The sequence below is a fragment of the Streptomyces sp. NPDC043876 genome (assembly GCF_056435825.1).
In genome coordinates this window covers 245,117-264,927 of record NZ_JBWKDV010000006.1, presented here as the reverse complement: position 1 = coordinate 264,927, position 19,811 = coordinate 245,117, and the positions used below count along the sequence as shown (strand labels likewise).

Here is a 19,811-nt window from a genome sequence, read left to right as displayed (position 1 = left end):
GCAGCCCGGCGGGGGCGGCGCCGCCGGCGCTCACAGCGCGAACCCGGTGCCGAGGGCGTCGTGCGGGTCGCGTACGAAGACGTGCTCGCCGGTGCGGTGGGCGGTGCCGGTGACCTCGGTGACCAGCCCGGCGGGCTCGGCCGCCGCGCCGACGGGCCGTAGGAACCGGCCGGTGAAGACGGTGCCGGCGACCGACTCGTGGAGCAGGTCCTCGTGCGCGCCGAGCCGCCCGTCCTCGGCGAGCAGGGCGAGGCGCGCGGAGGTGCCGGATCCGCAGGGCGAGCGGTCGATCTGGCCGTCGGCGAAGACGGTGACGTTGCGCTGGTGCGGGCCGAAGGGGGTGTCGGGCAGCTCCTCGTGCAGGATCACCCCGTACACCCCCGACAGCAGCGGACCGCCCGGGTGCCAGGTGCCGGGGTGCGCGGCCAGCGCCGCCCGGATCTCCTGCCCGGCGCGGACCAGCGCGGGCAGCGCGTCCCGGCCGGTGCCCAGCCCCAGGTCGCGGGCGGCGACGGAGGCGTAACAGGCCCCGGCGTGCGCGAGGTCCACCTCGGCCACCCCGAAGGAGGTGGCGACGGGCACCTTGCGGGCGGTGACCCGGGCCGGGACGTTGCGGAAGGTGACCCCGGTGGTGCGGCCCTCGGAGCGGTGGACGGTGGCGGTGACCCGCCCGGAGGGCACGTCGATGCGCACCTGGACGTCCCCGTCGCGCGGGGCGGGGACCAGCCCGCTGTCCACGGCCCAGGCGCCGAGCGCCATCGTGCCGTGCCCGCAGGCGGTGGAGTAGCCGTCCTTGTGCCAGAAGAGCACCCCGAAGTGCGCCCCGTCGTCGTCCGGCGGGACCACGAACCCCCCGTACATCCCGGCGTGTCCGCGCGGTTCCTGGACGAGGAGGCGGCGTACGTCGTCCAGCGCGCCCCGGCGCGGCGCGGTGCCGCTGCCGCCGGGGCCGATGGCGGTGGCGCAGCGCTCGGCCACCGTGTCGCCGGGGATGGGCGGCAGGCCGCCGGTGACGATCCGGAAGGGTTCTCCGGCGGCGTGGTAGTCGGTGGTGCGCACCGGCGGGTACGCCTGCCCGGCCGCGCGGGAGTGCCCGCCCGCCTCGGGGCGCCCGCCCGGTTCGGGGTGCTCGGCGGTCACAGCTGGAACCCTCCGGGGAAGGGGTCGGACGGGTCGAGGAAGTACTGGGCGGTGCCGGTGATCCAGGCCCGGCCGGTGACGGTCGGGACCACGGCGGGCAGGTCGCCGACGGTGGTTTCGCAGACCAGCCGGCCGGTGAACTCGGTGCCGATGAAGGACTCGTTGACGAAGTCCCGGCCGAGCGGGAGGAGGCCGCGGGCGTGCAGCTGGGCCATCCGCGCGGAGGTTCCCGTACCGCAGGGCGAGCGGTCGAACCAGCCGGGGTGGATGGCCATCGCGTGCCGAGAGCGCTCGGCGTCGGAGCCGGGGGCGGCGAGGTAGACGTGCTTGACCCCGCCGATGGAGGGGTTCTCCGGGTGGACGGGCCGGTTCTCGCCCGCGTTGATCGCGTCCATGATCGCGAGCCCGGCGGCGAGCAGGTCGTTGCCGCGGGCCCGGTCGAAGGGCAGGCCGAGGGCGTCCAGTTCGACGAAGGCGTAGAAGTTGCCGCCGTAGGCGAGGTCGTAGGTGACCGTGCCGTAGCCGGGGACCTCGGTCTTCAGGTCGAGGCCGACGCAGAAGGAGGGGACGTTGGTGAGGGTGACGTGCTCCGCCACCCCGTCCTTGACCTGGACGTCCACGCTGACCAGGCCCGCCGGGGTGTCGAGCCGGACCGTGGTGACGGGCTCCACGACCGCCACCATGCCGGTCTCGACGAGGACGGTGGCGACGCCGATGGTGCCGTGGCCGCACATCGGGAGCAGGCCCGACACCTCGATGTAGAGGACCCCGAAATCGGCGTCGGGGCGGGTGGGCGGCTGGAGGATGGCCCCGCTCATCGCCGCGTGTCCGCGCGGTTCGTTCATCAGCAGGGTGCGGACGTGGTCCATGTGCGCGATGAAGTGGAGCCGCTTGTCGGCCATGGTGGCGCCGGGGATCACCCCGACTCCGCCGGTGATCACCCGGGTGGGCATGCCCTCGGTGTGTGAGTCCACGGCGTGGTAGACGTGGCGGGTGCGCATGGAGTCCCCCTGGGATCTCGGGCTGGTGTGCCGGCTGGACGGACCGCGCGGGCGGAGTTAGTTCAGGCCCTCGGCGAGGGCCTTCTCGGTCGCGGCCCGGACGGCCGCCTCGGTCTCGCCCGTGAGCGGGAAGCGGGGCGGGCGGACGGCGCCGCCGGGTCGACCCGCGAGGTCCATGGACAGCTTGATGGCCTGGACGAACTCGGTCTTGGAGTCCCAGCGCAGCAGCGGGTGCAGGGACTTGTACAGCGGCAGCGCGGTCTCCAGGTCACCGGCGACGGCGGCGCGGTACAGGGCGGCGCAGGAGTTCGGCAGGGCGTTGGGGTATCCGGCGATCCAGCCGACGGCGCCGGCCAGCGCGAGTTCGAGCAGGACGTCGTCGGAGCCGATCAGCAGGTCGAGGCCGGGGGCGAGTTCGGCGATCTCGTAGGCGCGCCGGACGTCGCCGGTGAACTCCTTGACGGCGACGATGCTGCCGTCGGCGTGCAGCCGGGCGAGCAGCTGCGGGACCAGGTCGACCTTGGTGTCGATGGGGTTGTTGTACGCGACGACGGGCACGCCGGCCTTGGCGACCTCGGCGTAGTGGGCGCGTACGGTGTCGTGGTCGGCGCGGAAGGCGTTCGGCGGGAGCAGCAGGACGGAGCCCGCGCCCGCTTCGGCGGCCTGCTCGGTCCAGCGGCGGGCCTCGGCGCTGCCGTAGGCGGCGACGCCGGGCATGACGCGGTCGCCGTCTCCCGCGGCCTCGACGGCGGTGCGCACGACGCGGGCGCGCTCCTCGTCGGTGAGGGTCTGGTACTCGCCCAGCGAGCCGTTGGGGACGACGCCGTCGCAGCCGTTGGCGATCAGCCAGGCCACGTGCTCGGCGTAGGCGTCGTAGTCGACGGAGAGGTCCTCGCGCAGGGGCAGCGCGGTGGCGACCATGATGCCGTGCCAGGGGCGGTTGCGGGGCGGGGCGGTGCTGGGCGCGGGGGTGGGCGCGTCGGTCATGGCAGAACTCCTTATGTGATGTGTGACATTTTACTAGTACCCGCAGACCGGCCACAAGAGCCGGGAGCGCCCGATCGGAGGCCGCTCGGCGGACCTATCGGTCCGCCGCCGGTTCGGGGAGCGGCAGGGCCGCGAGCTGGCCGAGCGGCACCGGGCAGGACAACGGGCGCCGGTCGGCGGCCGCTCCGGAGCCGGCGAGCGCGGCGACGGCCGCGCCGCACATCCGGCCCTGGCACCAGCCCATGCCCGCGCGGGTGAGCAGTTTGACGGTACGGGCGTCCCGCGCGCCGAGGTCGGCCACGGCCTCCCGGATCCGTCCGGCCGGAACCTCCTCGCAGCGGCAGACGTCCGTGTCGTCCCGCAGCCACCCGGTCCACCCGGCCCCCGGGCGGTGGGCCGCGCCCATCGCGTCGGCGAAGGCCCGCAGCCGGGCGCGGCGGCGCACCAGCGCGGCGGGGGCGGGCCGTCCGGCGACCGAGCGCGCCGCCAGCTCCCCCTCGGCCAGGGCGAGTCCGGCACCGCCGATCCCCCCGGTCTCGCCGGCCGACCAGATGCCGGGGACGGAGGTCCGCCCCTGCGCGTCGAGGTCGAGCGCCACCGTCCCGTCCGCCGCGGGCACGGTGGCGCAGCCGAGGCCGGTGGCGAGTTCCAGCTGGGGCACCAGCCCGTGGCCCACCGCGAGCGCGTCGCAGGGGATCCGGCGCGCGGTGCCGGGGACGGGCCGCCAGTCGCGGTCGAGCCGGGCCACGACCACGGCTTCCACCCGGTCCCTGCCCTCGGCTTCGACGACGGCGTGCCGGGTGAGCAGCCGCACCCCGTGGCGCAGCAGCGCCCCGCCGTGGACGGCGCCTTCGGCGAGCTTGCCGGGGTTGCGCAGCAGCGTGGGCACGCGGCCCGCGTAGGCCGTGTAGGCGGAGGCCTCGATCACGGCGGGCACCCGGGCCCCCGCGGCGGCCAGCGATCCGGCGACCGCCAGCAGCAGGGGGCCGCTGCCCGCGACCACGATGCGGCGGCCGGGCAGCACGAGGCCGCCCTTGAGCATGGCCTGCGCTCCCCCGGCGCCGACGACGCCCGACAGGGTCCAGCCCGGGAAGGGCAGGTGGCGCTCGTGGGCGCCGGTGGCGAGCAGGACGGCGCGGGCCGCGAGGGTGACGGCGCGCTCGTCCTCGCCGCGGGTCCCCGCGACGGCGTGCAGCAGCCAGCGGCCCGGCGCGGCGGTGTCGGGGACGACCGTCCAGACGTGGTGGGCGGGCAGGTGGGTGATCCGGCCCGCCGACTCGTGGGCGCGCAGGCGCCGTGCGCGGGTGGCGAAGGCGGCCCAGTCGTGGTGCAGGGCCTCGGGCCGCTCGGCGCCGAGCGCCGGGGCGGGGTGGCGGTAGTACTGGCCCCCGGGCTGCTCCCCCGCGTCCACGAGGGCGACGCGCAGGCCGAGGTCGGCGGCGGTCACGGCGGCGGCGAGCCCGGCGGGCCCGGCCCCGACGACGGCGAGGCCGTACGGCTCGGCGCCGGTTTCCGTGGGGTCAGACGGCGAGGTCGGCACGGCCGGTTCCCTCCTGGGTGGTGACGGTGTCCCCGGGCCGGGCCGGGACCAGGCAGGCGCGCTGGTTGGGGCGGCCGTTGACGGTGACGAGGCAGTCGTAGCAGCTGCCGATCCCGCAGAACGCGCCGCGCGGGGCGCCGCCCTCGCGGGTGGTGCGCCAGGCGAGGATGCCGGCGGCCCACAGGACGGCGGCGATGCTCTGGCCGCTCTGCGCGGGCAGGGTCCGGCCGTCGAACTCGACGGTGTGGGCGGCCGGGGCCGCGCCGCCGACGAGGTCGCGCGGTTCCCGGGGTCGGCGGGTGCGGCGCGGGCCGGCCATCATGCGTCCTCCGTGAAGCGGTCGGGGTGGAACGGCCCGGGATCCAGGGGGGCCGCGCCGCCGGTGAGGGCGGCGGTGATCAGGGCGCCGGTGCCGGGCGCGAGGCCGATGCCCGCGCCCTCGTGGCCGCAGGCGTGCAGCAGCCCGGGGACCCGCGGGTCGGGGCCGATCGCCGGGAGGTGGTCGGGGAGGTAGGGGCGGAAGCCGTGGTAGGCGCGCAGCACCCGGACGTCGGCGAGGACCGGGAAGAGGGCGGCGGCCTGGGCGGCGAGGCGGCGCAGCGCCTCGGTGGACAGCGTGCGGTCGAAGCCGACGCGTTCGCGGGTGGCGCCGATGAGGACCGGCCCGGCGGGGGTGCCCTCGACCACGGCGGAGGACTGGAGGGCGGCGGAGCCGCTGGCGACGTCGGCGATGTAGTCGGCGGCGTACACCTTGTGCCGCACGACGCGCGGCAGGGGCTCGGTGACCAGGACGAAGCCGCGGCGCGGCATGACGGGCAGGGTGGTGCCCGCCAGGGCGGCGATCCGGCCGCCCCAGGTGCCGGCCGCGTTGACGACGGCCGGGGCGCGCAGTTCGCGGCGCGGGGTGCGCACGCCCCGTACGGCGCCGTCCGCGCCGCGGAGGATCGCGGTGACCTCCTCGCCGGTGTGGACCCGGGCGCCGGAGGCCGCGAGCAGCCGGGCGGCGGCCTGGGCGGGCTGGACCTGCGCGTCCTGGGGGTACTGGAAGCCGCCGGCGAGGCCGGGGGCGAGGTGCGGCTCCAGGTCGTGGAGCGCGTCCGGCGCCACCTCGGTGGCGGTGACGCCGACGGCGCGCTGGCCGTCGGCGAAGACCCGCAGGGCCTTCAGGGTGGCTTCGTCGGGGGCGACGACGAGGCCGCCCTTGGCTTCGTACTCGGTCTGCGCCGGGAGGGCGGCGGCCAGGTCGCGCCACAGGGCGGTGGAGAGCAGCGCGAGGTCGAGTTCGGGGCCCGGCCCCTTGTCGGAGACGAGCAGGTTGCCTTCGCCGGCGCCGGTCGTGCCGCCCGCGACGGGGCCGCGGTCGACGACGGCTACGGTGAGTCCGGCGCGGGCGGCGTAGTAGGCGCACGCGGCTCCGACGACGCCGGCGCCGATGATGACGGCGTCCAGGGGTGCGTCCGTGGCTGGGATCTTGGGCACGGCAGTAATATGTCACATTCTTTATCGGGCATCCAGGGTGTGTCCCGGGACGCGGCCGGGCCGGTCCGGCCCCCCGTTCGGGTCCGGACCGGCCCGCAGTCGGATCAGCTGCGCAGCGGGCCCTCGCAGCTGTAGGGCGAGGTGCCCGCGACCTTGTTGGACCAGATCTCCACCGCGCCGAAGGAGCAGTTCATGTCGGCGAGGTTGTTGGAGACCGTGCCCGCCCGGTCGAGGATGAAGTAGTCGACCGTCTCGGACATGTCCTTGAAGTTCTGGTCGTCGTTGCGCCAGTTCTTCAGGGTGGCCGTGATGCGGCCGGTACAGGTGAACCGGCGCTTGCCGGGGTCGCCGTTCTCCACGCAGTCCGGGGTGTTGTACGTGGCGCCGGCGAAGGCCGACTTCACCGACGCGAGCGCGGAGTCGCGCAGCCGGTCGTTGGGCGTGAAGACGGTGTTCGGCACGTACAGGTCGTTGACCTTGGCGATCTGCGCGTCCAGGAACTTGTTGTAGTCCCGCTGGAGGTAGGTGTCCGTGCTCATCCGCACGCGCCAGGCGTCGAAGCCGGCCACGTCGTTCGCGCGCAGGTGGGTGTACATCTCGCGCAGCGCGGAGGGCTTCTCGTTCCACAGGAACTCGAAGAACGTGCCCGCGTAGTTGTAGAAGCGGAAGCCGTCCCCGTCATAGGTCGCGTGCAGGAGCTGCTGGATGCTCATCCGCGGGCCGCCGCCGGCGGTGTCGCTCATGACGCCCTTGACCAGGGACTTGCGCACCGCGATGCCGTTGTCGCGGGTGGCGCCGTCGAAGAACTCCGCGGTGCCCTCGTCCATGGCGGTCGTGCGGTCGTTCTCGTACCAGGCGCCCTGGCCGAAGAAGCCCGGTACGGCGTAGCGGCCGTTGAGGTAGTGGGTGTACTCGTGGCGGAACAGCTCCTCCAGGGTGAGGGAGGAGTCCTGCGGCACCCGGCGCTGGTAGGTGTAGAAGGTGGCGCCGTTCTCGATGTAGACGCCGCCGTTGTTGGTGCCCATGCCGGTGAGGATGGGGTGGTAGTTCTCGTAGTCGGCGCGGGAGGCGTAGAGCACGATGTTCAGGCTCGTGTTGGGGTCTCCGGCGAGCGGCTGATCGGTGCCGAGCACCCGGTGGAACTGGGTCTTGACCTGCTTGCTCGCGTAGTAGAGCTGGTCGACGGTGGCCCGGTCGAGCGCGGTGCGGACCTTGATGCCGCCGTTGTCGTAGGAGTAGGTGTTGGGGAAGAGCTGCTTCTCGATGTCCTCCTTGCACACCCCGTACTGCTTGCAGGCGTTGTAGGTGTTGAGCCAGGAGACGACCTTGGCCCACGGCTGGCTGCCGTTGCCGAAGGTGGCCTTGACGGTTTCCAGGAGGGCGCCGAGGTCGGCGGTGATCTGCGGCTGGAGCCCCTCGACCTGGCCGAACCGGCCGTACTCGCTGATGGCGTCGCGCGCCGCCCAGGCGTTGGGGGTGTCCTTCAGGTGGCCGTAGGTGCTGTAGGCCTTGAACAGCGCGCGGTAGGCGGGGTCGGCCGCGACGGCCGCGTGGAAGGCGGCGTCCTGGTTGCCCGGGTAGACGCCCAGGTAGTTCACGGACAGGCCGGCGAGCACGGCGCCCGCCCAGGAGGCGTCCTGGTTGGTCTGCGGGTGGGCCGGGTCCAGGACGGGCAGGACCTTCTTGATCAGGCCCAGCTGGTGCTGGCGCAGCCCGGGGGCGCTGCCCGCGTAGAGGGCCTCGCGCAGGGTGCGGGCGTTGGAGGCGGTGACGTCGAAGGTGTGGGCGGCGCCGCCGAAGTCGGCGATGGCGCGGCGCATCGCGTCGACCGTCGGGGCGTCCGTCACGTCGATCTCGGTGCGGGAGTAGTCGTGGAACGCGACGGCGTGCAGGTAGGTGAACATCTCCTCCAGGTGCGAGGAGTTGCGGCCGTCGTGGGCGGCGGCCAGGCCGGATATCCGGCGGGAGACGGCCTGGACGTGGGCGTCGGACATCACCGGGGCGAGGCGGGCGTCCCAGGTCCAGATGAGTCCTCGCAGACAGCCGTCCGCGGTCACCGCGGTGTCGCCGAGGAAGTCGGCGAACTGCTCGGGGCTCAGGCCCGTGATGCCGTCGAGGGTGCAGGGGACGCCCGCGGCGAGCGAGCCGTTGCCCGCCGTGCGCTGGGCGGTGGCCTTGCCCGCCTTCTCCGCGCCGCGGTCGGCGAGCCGGGTGGCGCTCGGGTCGGCCGACGGGGCGGGCCCGGCGATCCGGCCCGCTTCCTGGCCGGTGCCCGGGGCGGGGGCCGGCGCCGAGGTGAGCGCGGGAGCGGTGGCGAGGCGGTCGACCTCGTCGAAGGGGTTGCCCACCGGGGCCTGGGCGGCCGGGGCGGCGGCGGGCGTGCCCGAGGCGAACGTCGAGGGGGCCGGGGCGGAGCCCGCGCCGGCCGTCTGGGCCACGACCTGGCCCGCCGAGGCGAGGAGGGTCACCGTGATGGCGGCGGCGAGGAGGGACGTACGCACAGCTCTGTGCTGGGACACCGGGGACTCCTGATGCGGTGAGGGGGGTGGGAAGGCCGTACGGATCACGTGCGGGAGGCATGGGGAAACACGTACGGGACCAGCGGGAACCACGGAGAAACGGCAACGCGCAACTGCCCTGCGTCACACGGTGTTTGACGGGGATTAATGTTTCACCGTGTGACCTGTAACATAGTAATGTGAAATTGCACTGACAAGCCCTGTGCGCCCACCAGTTCACGTCACCCCAGGGAGCTTTCGTGACCGACCGCCCCTCCCGCCTCAATACGGGCAGCCACGATCTGCCGGTATCGGCCGAGTTGTCCGCCTTCATGTCCGGAAACTGGTCCGCCTCACCGCTGCCGGCCGACGCCCGGGTCGCCGCCCACGCCCTCACCCCGGCCCGGCGCGCACGGCTCTCGGCCCGCTTCCCGGGCGAGCGGCTCCTCGTCCCGGCGGGCGAACTCAGGGTCCGCTCCAACGACTGCGACCACCGCTTCCGCCCGCACAGCGCCTACGCGTGGCTCACCGGGCTCACCGGCGAGGATCAGGTGGGGCACGTCCTGGTGATGGAGCCGGCCGGGCCGCACGGGCACGAGGCCGTCCTGTACCTGCGCCCCCGCTCCGCGCGCGCCGACGGCAGCGAGGAGTTCTACCGGGACCGCCGCTACGGCGAATTCTGGGTCGGCCGCCGCCCCGACCTCGCCGAGGCCGAGCGGCTCACCGGCATCCGCTGCGCCCACCTGGACACCCTGGGCGCCCCAGAGGCCCGCAACGCCGCGCAGGACCCGGCGCTCGCCGCCGTCCTCTCCGAGCTGCGGCTGGTCAAGGACGCCTGGGAAGTGGGCCAGTTGCAGCTCGCCGTCGACCACACGGCCGCCGGTTTCGAGGACGTCGTACGGGCGCTGCCGCGCGCCCTGGAGCACCCGCGCGGCGAGCGCTGGATCGAGGGGGTCTTCGGACTGCGCGCCCGCGCCGAGGGCAACGGCACCGGCTACGACACGATCGCGGCCTCCGGCGCGCACGCCTGCGTGCTGCACTGGATCCGCAACGACGGCCGCCTGAACCGCGACGAACTGCTGCTCCTGGACGCGGGCGTGGAGACCGACACGCTCTACACCGCCGACATCACCCGCACCCTCCCGCTCTCGGGGCGCTTCTCACCCGTCCAGCGGCAGGTGTACGAGCTGGTGCTGGCCGCCCAGGACGCGGGCATGGCCGCCCTGCGCCCCGGGGCCAGCTTCCGCGACTTCCACCGGGCCGGGATGCGCGTCATCGCCGAGGGGCTCGCCGACTGGGGCGTCCTGAAGGACGCGCAGGGCGACCTGCACCGCCGGTACACCCTGTGCAGCAGCGGTCACATGCTGGGCCTGGACGTCCACGACTGCGCCCAGGCACGGGAGGACACCTACCTGGACGGGGTACTGGAGGAGGGGCAGGTCCTCACCGTGGAGCCCGGTCTCTACCTCCAGCCGGACGACGAGACGCTGCCGGCGGAGCTGCGGGGGATCGGAGTCAGGATCGAGGACGACCTGGTCGTCACCGCGCAAGGAGCGCGCCTGATGTCGGGCGCGCTCCCCCGCACGGTGGCGGGAATCGAGGAGTGGATAGGGACGCTGCTGGAGGGCTGATCCGCCCGGGCCGCGCCTTCCTCTCGTTCGGCTCAGCGGTGGTCGTTGTTCCAACTGCTGTCGTGGCTCCAGTTGCCGTCGTGGTTCCAATTGCTGTCGTGGTTCCAGTTGCTGTCGTGGTTCCAGCTGTCGTTCCAGCTGCTGTCGTGGTTCCAGTTGCCGTCGTTCCAGTGGTGGTCCCAGTTGCCGGCGTGGTGCCGGTTGTGGGTGTCCGAGTCCCAGCACCAGCTGGGCCGGTCGTCCCCGCGCGAGGGGTCGCAGCAGGTACGCCAGTCCTGTCCGTGCCACTGGTCGGAGCACCACCAGGTCTGCGGGTGGGTCTCGGGGAGACCTGCCGCGACGGCGCTGCCCAGTGGCGCGAGGGCGAGAACGATTCCGGCACCCCCGGCAACCAGGGCCGAGGCGATCGCACGGCGCATGTTCATGCACCTCCGATGATCGGAACTATCTGAAATAGTGCATTTCAACCCTAGGCGAGGACCGCGATGCCGTCGAGTTCGACCAGGGCCTGCTCGTCCCACAGGCGCGTGGTGCCGATGACGGCCATCGCCGGATAGTCGCGGCCCGCCAGCCTGCGCCAGATCCGGCCCAGTTCCGGGGCGCGGGCGCGGTACTCCGCCACGTCCACGGCGTACACGGTCACCCGGGCCAGGTCCGCGGGGCCGCCGCCCGCCGCCGCGAGCGCGGCCAGCAGGTTGGCCAGTGCCCGTTCGAACTGCTCGGGCAGGGTGTCCCCCACCACCGCGCCCGCCGCGTCGAGCGCGGTCTGGCCGGCCAGCAGGACCAGCCGGGAGCCGGTGGCGGCGACCGCGTGCGAGAAACCGGTCGCCGGGGAGAGCCCGGGCGGGTTGATGCGTTCGATCACCGGGCCACCTCCGCCGGTGCGTGCTGCTCCGCCGACGCGTGCTGCGCGTACAGCGACCGCGCGATGATCGTGCGCTGCACCTCGCTCGCCCCCTCGTAGATCCGCGGCGCCCGTACCTCGCGGTACAGGTGTTCCAGCAGGTGGCCGCGCTGGAGGGCGACCGCGCCGTGCAGTTGGACCGCGTGGTCGACGACGTACTGCGCGCTCTCCGTGGCGAGCAGTTTCGCCATGGCCGCCCGCCGGGGCACGTCCGGCGAGCCGCTGTCCGCGTCGTAGGCCCCGGCAGCCGCGTAGACGAGCAGCCGGGCGGCCTCCGTGCGGGTGGCCATCTCGGCGACCCGGTGGGCCACCGCCTGGAGGTCGCCGAGTACGCCGCCGAACGCGGCGCGGTGCGCGGTGTGGGCCAAGGTCGCGTCGAGGGCCGCCCGGGCCATGCCGACGGCGAAGGCGCCGACGCTGGGCCGGAAGCGGTTGAGGGTGTCCATGGCGACGCGGAAGCCCCCGCCCGGCTCGCCGAGCAGGTCCTCGGGACCGACCGGTACCCCGTCGAAGGTCAGGGCGCCGATCGCGTGCGGGGAGAGCATGTCGAGGGCCTCGCCGCCGAGTCCGGGGCGGTCGGCGGGGACCAGGAACGCGCTGACGCCACGGGCACCGGGCCCCTCGCCGGTCCGGGCGAAGACGGTGTAGAAGTCGGCTTCGGGGGCGTTGGAGATCCAGCGCTTCTCCCCGGTGAGCCGCCAGCCCCCACCCGCGCCGCCCGCGACCGGCCGCGCCGCCAGCGCCAGCGCGGCCGCGTCCGAGCCCGCCCCCGGCTCGCTCAGCGCGAAGGCCGCGACCGTGCGGCCCGCCCGTACGCCGGGCAGCCAGCGCGCGCACTGTTCCGCGCTCCCGGCCCGCAGGACGGGGTGCGCGCCGAGCCCCTGGAGGGCGAGGGCCGTCTCGGCCTCGGTGCAGCCGTAGGCGAGGGACTCCCGCAGCAGGCACAGCTCCAGGGCGCCCGCGGCGAAGACCCGCTCCAGCAGGCCGTGTTCGCCGAGCGCGGCGAGCAGCGGCCGGTTGACGCGTCCCGGTTCACCCTTTTCGGCGAGCGGCCGGAGCCGCTCCGTGGCGAGGGCGCGCAGCCGCTCGCACTCTTGCTCTTGTTCGGGGTCGAGCGCGAATCCGGTCATCCGAAGCCTCAGTTCTCCGCGGGAGCGCGTGCGTCCGTGTGCCTGAATCTGTCGTACCAGTCTTATCGCGTGCAGTTGACTGTCGTCACCGTCACGATACGCTCGTCACGCGACCGCACGGCCGGCACCACCCCCATCCCGGACCGTCGCCAGGGGGCGAACCCGCCTTGAAACTCATGCCTTCCGCCCATGCCGACACCTTCGCCCGCGACCACCTGCCGCCGTCCCACGCCTGGCCCGAACTCCTCTTCCAGCTCCCGGAACTGGCCTATCCGGACCGGCTGAACTGCGGGACCGAGCTGCTCGACGCCACCATCGGCCGGTTCGGCGCGGACCGCCCGGCCTTCCGCACCCAGGCCGGCGAGGTCTGGTCGTACGGCGCGCTGCGCGAGCGGGTGGACCGGCTCGCCCACGTGCTCACCGCGGACCTCGGCGTGGTCCCCGGGAACCGGGTGCTGCTGCGCGGACCCACCGGGCCCTGGCTCGCCGCCTGCTGGCTGGCGGTCATGAAGGCGGGCGGGGTCGCCGTCACCGTCCTGGCCCAGCAGCGGTCCCAGGAGCTGGCCACGGTGTGCGAGATGGCCCGGGTCGGGCACGCCCTGTGCCACGCGGACGTGCTGGAGGACCTGGTCCGGGCCGAGGTCCCGGGGCTGCGGATCACCCCGTACGGCGGTGGGGACCCGGATGACCTGCTGCGCCTGGCCGAGCGGAGCCCCGCCGCCCCGTACCGCGCCGTGGACACCTCCGCCGACGACGTGGCGCTGATCGCCTTTACCTCCGGCACCACCGGACGGCCCAAGGGCTGCATGCACTTCCACCGGGACGTCCTGGCGGTCGCCGACACCTTCTCCCGGCGGATCCTGCGCCCGCGCCCCGACGACGTGTTCACCGGCAGCCCGCCGCTCGGCTTCACCTTCGGCCTGGGCGGGCTCGTGGTCTTCCCGCTGCGGGCGGGGGCCTCGGCGCTGCTGCTGGAGCAGGCGGGGCCGCGCGTGCTGCTGCCCGCGCTGGCCGAGCACCGGGTGACCGTGCTGTTCACGGCGCCCACCGCCTACCGGGCGATGCTGGACGAGCCTGCGGCGCACGACCTCTCGGCGCTGCGGCGCTGCGTGTCGGCGGGCGAGAACCTGCCGGCCGCCACCTGGCAGGAGTGGTACGAGCGCACCGGCCTGCGCATCATCAACGGCATCGGGGCCACCGAACTGCTGCACATCTTCATCTCGGCGGCCGACGCGGACATCCGCCCGGGCACCACCGGCCGCGTGGTTCCGGGCTGGCAGGCGCGGGTGGTGGACGGGACGGGCCGCGAGGTGGCCGACGAGGAGCCGGGGCTGCTCGCGGTGCGCGGCCCGGTCGGCTGCCGCTACCTGGCCGATCCGCGCCAGGGCGACTACGTGCGGGACGGCTGGAACATCACCGGCGACACCTACGTCCGTGACCGGGACGGCTACTTCCGCTACGTCGCCCGCGCCGACGACATGATCATCTCGGCGGGGTACAACATCGCGGGCCCGGAGGTGGAGGAGGCCCTGCTGCGCCACCCGGACGTGGTGGAGGCCGCGGTGATCGGCCGCCCGGACGAGCGACGCGGGCAGGTCGCGGTGGCCTACGTGGTGGCCCGGACGGGAGCGGAGCCGTCGCAGGAGGATCTGCGCGCGTTCATGCGGGCGGAGCTGGCCCCCCACAAGTGCCCGCGCGCCTTCGTCTTCCTGCCCGCGCTGCCGCGGACCCCGACGGGGAAGCTTCAGCGCTACCGGTTGCGCGATCTAGAGTGATCCCGTGGCCGAGCAGCACACTCCGCGATCCCTGATCGTCACCTTCTACGGCGCCTACGGGCGCACCTTCGACGGGCCCGTCCCGGTGTCCGCCCTGATCCGCCTCCTGGGCGCGGCCGGGGTGGACGCCCCTGCGGTCCGCTCCTCGGTGTCCCGGCTCAAGCGGCGCGGCTTCATCCTGCCCGCGCGTGGTGCGGACGGCGCGGCGGCGTACGACCTCTCCGAGGAGGCGCGCCAGCTGCTGGCGGACGGCGACCGCCGGATCTACGCCGCCCGCGCGCCCGGCGGCGCCGGCTCCGCCGGGCAGTGGCTGCTGGCGGTGTTCTCCGTGCCCGAGGCGGAGCGGCACAAGCGGCACCTGCTGCGCTCCCGTCTGGCCCGCCTCGGCTTCGGCACGGCCGCGCCGGGCGTGTGGATCGCCCCGGCGGCGCTGTACGAGGAGACCCGGCACACGCTGGAACGCCTCGGGCTGACCCCGTACGTGGACCTGTTCCGCGGGGCGCACCTCGGCTTCGCCGCCACCGCGGAGGCGGTGTCCCGGTGGTGGGACCTGGCCGCGCTGGCCAAGCAGCACGAGGAGTTCCTGGGGCTGCACGAACCGGTGCTGCGGGGCTGGCGGTCGGGCCCCGCGCCGACCCCGGAGCAGGCCTACCACGACTACCTGATGGTGCTGGATTCCTGGCGGCGGCTGCCCTACGCCGACCCCGGCCTGCCGTCGGACCTGCTGCCCCGCGACTGGCCGGGCGAGCGCGCCGCGGCGGTGTTCGCGGAGCTGCACGCGCTGCTGTGGGAGCGGGGGGCGCTCTTCGCGCGGTCCGGGACACCGGCTTCCTGATCCGGCGCAGGGCCCCGGGGGCGACCGGGGGTGCGGCCCGGAAAACGAGGTGGCCGGGCTCCCGGCTCCGTCGCACAATGGCCCATGACCTGGACTTTCACTGATGACCTGACCGCGTTCCTCGACACGGCGGGCCCCGCCCTGCGGGCCGATCCGGTGTCCAACACCCTGTTGCTGACCACCACCGACGCCCTGCGCCGGCGCGGCCCGGGGGCCTTCGGCGACGGCAGTCCCTACTTCGGCTGGTGGACCGGAGCGGACGGCGCGGTCGCGGGGGTCCTGGCGTGCACCCCGCCGCATCCCGTCCTGGTGGGCGCGGCGCCCGCCGAGGCGGTGGCCGCGCTGGGGTCCGTCCTGCACACCGAGCCGTTCCTGGCCGGGCTCGGCGGGTTCAACGCGCGCAGCGAGGACGCCGAGGTGCTGGCGCGCGCCTGGGGCCGCCCGGTGGAGGACCACCGGGAGCGGCTGTTCCGGCTGGAGGCGCCCCTGGCCCCCTCGCCCGCGCCCGCGGGCCGCGCCCGCCCCGCCGCGGAGGAGGACGTCCCGCTGGTGCTGGAGTGGCTCGCCGCCTTCGCCGCGGAGGCGGACACCCCCACCGCGGGCGAGACGTGGATCCGCGACCGGATCTCCTACGGCGGGATCCTGCTGTGGCAGGACCCGGCCGGGCGACCCGTGTCGCTGGCGAGCTTCTCCCGCCCCCAGGCCGCCACGGCCCGCATCGGCCCCGTGTACACCCCGCCCGCCGACCGCGGCCGCGGCCACGCGGCGGGCGCGACCCACGCCGCCACCCTGGCCGCCCGCACGGCGGGCGCGGCCGAGGTGCTGCTCTTCACCGACCTCGCCAACCCCACCAGCAACCGGCTCTACCCGCGCCTCGGCTACGTCCCGCTCTGGGACCGCTCGGTCATCGTCCCGCGTGCGGACGGCTGAGGAGATTTCAGGAGTCCGGCCGCGCCGTCAGGCGGGTGAGGACCGCCGCCAGGCGGGTCTCGCGGCTGCGCGGGGTGAGGGCCTGGAGGAGCGGGAGCATCAGCTGGTAGCGCTGCGACGCGGTCAGGGCCGCGAAGGCCGCCGCCGCGCCGGGGCGCTCCGCGAGGGCGGCCGCGAGCTCCGGAGGGACCGTCGCGGTGCTCTGCGGGGCGTAGGCGGCGGCCCAGCGGCCGTCCTGCCGGGCCCGGCGCACCTCCGCGAGGCCCGCCTCGCGCATCCGGCCCGCCGCGGTCAGCTCCTCGACCTTGTCGACGTTCACCTGCGACCACAGGCTGCGGGGGCGCCGGGGCACGTACTTCTGGAGGTAGTGGCGCTCGTCCAGCGGCCTGCGCTGCCCGGAGATCCAGCCGTGGCACAGCCCGATGTCGACCAGCTCGTCCTCGGTGACGGACGCGATGCCCGAGCTCTTCTTCCCCACCTTGATCCACACGCCCTCGCGGCGCGCGTGGTGCGCGTCCAGCCAGCGGTCGAACGCGTCGCCGTCCGCGAAGGCGACGATCTCCACTCCGTCCAGCTCGTCCATACGGCGAAGCGTACGGTTCAGCCGCGCCCCACGGGGGGTCTGCGGCTGCCCGCTCGGTAGGGGGCGGGCCAGGGGGCGGCCGGGCCCGCGTAGTCCTGCTCGGCGGCGGCGTGCAGGGTCCAGTGCGGGTCGTAGAGGTGCGGGCGGCCCAGGGCGCAGAGGTCGGCGCGCCCGGCGAGGAGCAGGGAGTTGACGTCGTCCCAGGAGGAGACGGCGCCCACCGCGATGACCGGGACACCCAGCGCGTTGCGGATCCGGTCGGCGTAGGGGGTCTGGTAGGAGCGGCCGTACTCGGGCGCCTCGTCGGCGACGACCTGGCCGGTCGAGACGTCGATGGCGTCCGCGCCGTGGGCGGCGAAGGCGGCGGCGATGGCGACGGCCTCGTCGGCGGTGGTGCCGCCGGGCGCCCAGTCGGTCGCCGAGATCCGGACGGTCATCGGGCGGTCGGCGGGCCACACCTCGCGGACGGCGTCGAAGACCTCCAGCGGGAAGCGCAGCCGGGCGGCGGGCGAGCCGCCGTAGGCGTCGGTGCGGTGGTTGGTAAGCGGTGAGAGGAACCCGGAGAGCAGGTAGCCGTGGGCGCAGTGCAGTTCGAGCAGGTCGAAGCCGCAGCCTGCGGCGCGGATCGCGGCGGCCGCGAACCGGTCGCGGATCCGGGCGAGCCCGGCGGCGTCCAGCTCGTGGGGAACCTGCGAGACGCCGGGCCGGTACGGGAGCGGGGAGGCGGCGACGAGCGGCCAGTTGCCGGTGTCCAGGGGCTCGTCCATGCCCTCCCACATGCGGCGGGTGGAGCCCTTGCGCCCCGCGTGGCCGAGCTGGACGCCCAGCGCGGTGCCGGGTGCGCCGGTGTGCACGAAGTCGGCGATCCGGGTCCAGGCGGCAGCCTGTTCGTCGGTGTAGAGGCCGGTGCAGGCGGGGGTGATCCGCCCTTCCGGGCTAACACAGACCATCTCGGTCATGACCAGGCCCGCGCCGCCGAGGGCCCGCGCGCCGAGGTGGACGAGGTGCGTGTCGCCCGGTACGCCGTCCTCGGCGCTGTAGATGTCCATCGGGGAGACGACCACGCGGTTGCGCAGGGTCAGGCCGCGCAGCCGGTACGGGGTGAACATGGGCGGGGTGGCCGCGTCCGGGCAGCCGAAGTCCCGCTCGACGGCGCGGGCGAAGCGCTCGTCGCGCAGCCGCAGGTTGCCGTGGGTGACCCGGCGGCTGCGGGTGAGCAGGTTGAAGGTGAACTGCCGGGGCGGCTGGTCGACGTATCCGGCGAGTTCCTCGAACCAGCGCATGCTGGCCGCCGCCGCGCGCTGAGTGCTGGCCACGGCCGGGCGGCGCGCGGCCTCGTAGGCGGCGAGCGCGGCGGGCACGTCGGCGGGGCCGGGCCGTTCGCGGACGGCTTCGGCGAGTGCGAGGGCGTCCTCGACGGCGAGTTTGGTGCCCGAGCCGATGGAGAAGTGGGCGGTGTGCGCGGCGTCCCCGAGGAGGGTCACGTTGCCCTGCGACCACCGGTCGTTGACGACCGTGCGGAACGCGGTCCAGGTGGAGCGGTTGCCGCGCAGGGAGCGCCCGCGCAGTGCCTCGCCGAAGGTCTTGGCGCAGCGGGAGGCCGATTCCGCCTCGTCGCACAGGTCGAGTCCGGCGGCCCGCCAGACCTCTTCGCGCATTTCGACGATGACGGTGGAGGAGTCGGCGGAGTAGGGGTAGCCGTGCAGTTGCATGACGCCGTGTTCGGTCTCGGCGATCTCGAAGCGGAAGGCGTCGAAGGCGAAGTCGGCGGCCAGCCAGATGTACCGGCTGCGGCCGCTCTCCAGCCGCGGGCGGAAGGTCTCGGCGCCCGCCTCCCGGGTGGCGCTGTGCACCCCGTCGGCCGCGATGACCAGGTCGTACGTCGGCCCCAGCGCCTGGGCCGCCGGCAGCCGGGTGCGGAAGCGGAGCCGGACCCCCAGGGCGGCGCAGCGCGCGTGCAGGATCTCCAGGAGCCTGCGGCGGCCGAGGGCGGCGAAGCCGTGGCCGCCGGAGGTCAGGACCCGGCCGCGGTGGACGATGTCGATGTCGTCCCAGCGGACGAACTCGGCGGACAGCGCGGCATAGACCTCGGTGTCGGCACGCTCGATGCCGCCGAGCGTCTCGTCGGAGAGCACCACGCCGAAGCCGAAGGTGTCGTCGGGGGCGTTGGCCTCCCACACCTCGACCCGGTGGCCCTGCCGGGCCAGCAGGACGGCGGCGTACAGTCCCCCGGGTCCCCCGCCGACGACAGCGACCTTCATGGCGCCACCTTCACCTTCCGCTCCATCGGGGTGGCCGCTTCTCGGTGAAGGCGGCATGGAATTCGGCGTAGTCGGCGCCGTTCATCAGCAGGGCCTGGGTGGCCGCGTCCAGTTCCACGGAGGCGGCCAGCGGCATGTCGAGTTCGGCGGTGAGCAGGGCCTTGGTCTGGGCATGGGCGAGGGCGGGACCGGCGGCGAGGCGTGCGGCGAGTTCGGCGGCCCGGGCGTCCGCCCCGCCCTCCTCCGTCAGTTCGCTGAGCAGGCCGATGCGTTCGGCCTCGGCGGCCCGGACGGGTTCGCCGAGCATCAGCAGCCGGGTGGCGTGGCCGAGGCCGACGACCCGGGGCAGCAGGTAGGCGGCGCCCATGTCGCCGCCGGAGAGGCCCACTCGGGTGAAGAGGAAGGCGAACCGGGCGGTGGGATCGGCGATCCGGAAGTCGGCGGCGAGGGCGAGAACGGCGCCCGCCCCGGCGGCCACCCCGTGTACGGCGGCGATGACGGGGAAGGGGCATTCACGGATGGCGCGGACGACCTGTCCGGTCATCCGGTTGAAGTCGAGGAGCTGTGCGGTGTCCATCGCGAGGGTTGCGCCGATGATCTCGTCGACGTCGCCGCCGGAGCAGAAGCCGCGGCCCTCGCCCCCGAGGACGAGGGCGCGGACGGATCTCTCGCGCGAGAGTTCGGCCAGCAGGTCGCGCAGATCGGCGTAGGCGCCGAAGGTGAGCGCGTTCAGCTTCTCGGGGCGGTCGAGGGTCACGGTGGCCACGCCGTCCTGGCGGGTCAGCCGGAGGTGGCGCCACCGTTCGGTGGGGGCTGCGGAACCGGGGAAGGGGCTCACACGGTGACGGTATCACCGGATCGTGACTGTCGTCAGGGAAACGCAACACGGAATCGCACGACCGCATCGCACCACGGAACCGCACCACGGAAACGCACCACAGGATGCGACACGGAGAGGGGAGATCCGATGCCGATGCGCCGCACACCCGAAGGTCCCGGCCGGAAGGAACGCACGTCCCCCGCGGAGACGCAGGGGCGCCCGGCGCCCCGGGACGGCCCCTCCGTATGGTTGAAGGCGGGACCTCTTCCTACGGCCCCAGCCCTCCCCCGGCCCCGA

17 protein-coding genes are annotated in these 19,811 nt (G+C 74.5%); 4 read left to right on the top strand and 13 right to left on the bottom strand.

Annotation, left to right across the window (positions count from 1 at the left end; all coding sequences use genetic code 11):
• Positions 1-30: 30 nt before the first annotated feature.
• The 7 genes from AC0693_RS20755 to AC0693_RS20725 form a co-directional block, all read right to left on the bottom strand.
• Complete coding sequence (locus tag AC0693_RS20755; protein WP_478802606.1) at positions 31-1,059, bottom strand: proline racemase family protein; 1,029 nt, start codon at positions 1,057-1,059, stop codon at positions 31-33.
• A 77-nt stretch (positions 1,060-1,136) separates the two neighbouring features.
• On the bottom strand, positions 1,137-2,141 hold the full coding sequence (locus AC0693_RS20750) for a proline racemase family protein (protein WP_356405395.1): 1,005 nt from the start codon (positions 2,139-2,141) through the stop codon (positions 1,137-1,139).
• Between the two features lie 57 nt (positions 2,142-2,198).
• Positions 2,199-3,128, bottom strand: a complete 930-nt coding sequence (locus AC0693_RS20745; RefSeq protein WP_468464875.1) for a dihydrodipicolinate synthase family protein — start codon at positions 3,126-3,128, stop codon at positions 2,199-2,201.
• 94 nt (positions 3,129-3,222) lie between these two features.
• Positions 3,223-4,668 (bottom strand): FAD/NAD(P)-dependent oxidoreductase, encoded by a 1,446-nt coding sequence (locus AC0693_RS20740; protein WP_478802504.1) that lies wholly within the window; start codon positions 4,666-4,668, stop codon positions 3,223-3,225.
• Positions 4,649-4,987 (bottom strand): (2Fe-2S)-binding protein, encoded by a 339-nt coding sequence (locus AC0693_RS20735; protein ID WP_468465131.1) that lies wholly within the window; start codon positions 4,985-4,987, stop codon positions 4,649-4,651. Before AC0693_RS20735 ends, AC0693_RS20740 begins: the two co-directional genes overlap by 20 nt.
• The gene (locus AC0693_RS20730; protein ID WP_469316593.1) at positions 4,987-6,147 is read right to left on the bottom strand and encodes an NAD(P)/FAD-dependent oxidoreductase; all 1,161 of its coding nucleotides are present in this window, start codon (positions 6,145-6,147) and stop codon (positions 4,987-4,989) included. The genes AC0693_RS20735 and AC0693_RS20730 overlap by 1 nt, the downstream gene beginning before the upstream one ends.
• Before the next feature lie 104 nt (positions 6,148-6,251).
• Entirely contained in the window at positions 6,252-8,666 is a 2,415-nt protein-coding gene (locus tag AC0693_RS20725; RefSeq protein WP_478802503.1) for a collagenase, read from the bottom strand.
• A 239-nt stretch (positions 8,667-8,905) separates the two neighbouring features.
• On the opposite strand from AC0693_RS20725, the gene AC0693_RS20720 reads away from it, so the two are divergent.
• Positions 8,906-10,276: an aminopeptidase P family protein gene (locus AC0693_RS20720; protein ID WP_478802502.1), complete on the top strand. Its 1,371-nt coding sequence runs from the start codon at positions 8,906-8,908 to the stop codon at positions 10,274-10,276.
• A 32-nt stretch (positions 10,277-10,308) separates the two neighbouring features.
• Here AC0693_RS20720 and AC0693_RS20715 read toward each other — a convergent pair whose 3' ends face one another.
• From AC0693_RS20715 to AC0693_RS20705, 3 genes are read right to left on the bottom strand one after another with little or no spacing between them, the layout of a single operon-like run.
• Complete coding sequence (locus AC0693_RS20715) at positions 10,309-10,701, bottom strand: hypothetical protein (protein WP_469336836.1); 393 nt, start codon at positions 10,699-10,701, stop codon at positions 10,309-10,311.
• Between the two features lie 44 nt (positions 10,702-10,745).
• A complete protein-coding gene (locus AC0693_RS20710; protein WP_469316597.1) occupies positions 10,746-11,141 on the bottom strand; it encodes a RidA family protein in 396 nt (131 codons plus the stop codon).
• Complete coding sequence (locus tag AC0693_RS20705; RefSeq protein ID WP_478802501.1) at positions 11,138-12,310, bottom strand: acyl-CoA dehydrogenase family protein; 1,173 nt, start codon at positions 12,308-12,310, stop codon at positions 11,138-11,140. Before AC0693_RS20705 ends, AC0693_RS20710 begins: the two co-directional genes overlap by 4 nt.
• A gap of 176 nt (positions 12,311-12,486) precedes the next feature.
• Here AC0693_RS20705 and AC0693_RS20700 point away from each other — a divergent pair, with 176 nt between their 5' ends.
• From AC0693_RS20700 to AC0693_RS20690, 3 genes are all read left to right on the top strand, one after another.
• Complete coding sequence (locus AC0693_RS20700) at positions 12,487-14,085, top strand: AMP-binding protein (protein ID WP_478802500.1); 1,599 nt, start codon at positions 12,487-12,489, stop codon at positions 14,083-14,085.
• A 4-nt stretch (positions 14,086-14,089) separates the two neighbouring features.
• Positions 14,090-14,920 (top strand): PaaX family transcriptional regulator, encoded by an 831-nt coding sequence (locus AC0693_RS20695; RefSeq protein ID WP_356405377.1) that lies wholly within the window; start codon positions 14,090-14,092, stop codon positions 14,918-14,920.
• 84 nt (positions 14,921-15,004) lie between these two features.
• Positions 15,005-15,850, top strand: a complete 846-nt coding sequence (locus AC0693_RS20690) for a GNAT family N-acetyltransferase (protein WP_478802499.1) — start codon at positions 15,005-15,007, stop codon at positions 15,848-15,850.
• Positions 15,851-15,857: 7 nt separating this feature from the next.
• Here the strand turns inward: AC0693_RS20690 and AC0693_RS20685 are convergent, their stop codons facing one another.
• Genes AC0693_RS20685 through AC0693_RS20675 form a run of 3 tightly spaced genes read right to left on the bottom strand, consistent with a single transcriptional unit; the run spans position 15,858 to position 19,532 of the window.
• A complete protein-coding gene (locus AC0693_RS20685; RefSeq protein ID WP_478802498.1) occupies positions 15,858-16,433 on the bottom strand; it encodes a YdeI/OmpD-associated family protein in 576 nt (191 codons plus the stop codon).
• A 17-nt stretch (positions 16,434-16,450) separates the two neighbouring features.
• A complete protein-coding gene (locus AC0693_RS20680) occupies positions 16,451-18,751 on the bottom strand; it encodes a bifunctional salicylyl-CoA 5-hydroxylase/oxidoreductase (protein WP_478802497.1) in 2,301 nt (766 codons plus the stop codon).
• Positions 18,705-19,532, bottom strand: coding sequence for an enoyl-CoA hydratase family protein (locus tag AC0693_RS20675; protein ID WP_478802496.1), 828 nt, complete (start codon positions 19,530-19,532; stop codon positions 18,705-18,707). The genes AC0693_RS20680 and AC0693_RS20675 overlap by 47 nt, the downstream gene beginning before the upstream one ends.
• Positions 19,533-19,811 lie beyond the last annotated feature (279 nt).